This window comes from Actinomycetospora termitidis (assembly GCF_030286555.1).
Classification (GTDB): Bacteria; Actinomycetota; Actinomycetes; order Mycobacteriales; family Pseudonocardiaceae; genus Actinomycetospora; species Actinomycetospora termitidis.
Genome location: NZ_JASVWF010000019.1, coordinates 1 through 544, shown reverse-complemented (window position 1 = coordinate 544; position 544 = coordinate 1). Strand labels below are relative to the sequence as shown.

The 544-nt window shown below is 70.0% G+C and carries 1 pseudogene; it reads right to left on the bottom strand.

From position 1 onward, the window contains the following. Positions 1-333 precede the first annotated feature (333 nt). Positions 334-544, bottom strand: a pseudogene (locus QRT03_RS32005) (hypothetical protein); the annotation flags it as partial.

The window sequence follows — 544 nt, the reverse complement described above, 5'->3', positions numbered from 1 at the left end:
ACGGCCAGCGACGACCCGCTCGCGATGTCGGCCACCGCCTCGTCGGCCGAGGCCCACACCTTGTCGATCTCACTCATTCAACCTCCCGGCCAGTCATGGCACCTATCGAGCACACTGCGCGGCTGCGCACCTGCGAGGGAACGGGAAACCTTGAGCGATCGGGCGCGGCGAGGTCGGCCGGGTGTGCGGTCGCCGGCCGTCGACAGCGCATGTCGACTTCCCATGCGGCGATCTGCCGGTGGCGGCCTCGGATGTTCAGCTGGGTCAGCTCGCTGGAACGACCGCAAGGCCTGCGGCACGGGAAGGCACCGGCAACCTCCATCGGCACGCCTCCTAGACCGTGGCACCACCGGCGCGCCGATAATCGCGGGCCCACTGCGCCGCGTGGGCGACGAGGATGGCTGTCTGGTCAGGCCGCGGCTCGATACGCGACCGGGGAGACGGCGAGGAGGCGAACGACGTCTCCTTCGCCAGCGGCGCCCACCGGTCCATCGAGTCGAGGAACGCGCTGAACTTGGTGCGCGCCAGGGAGTACGCACGGTCG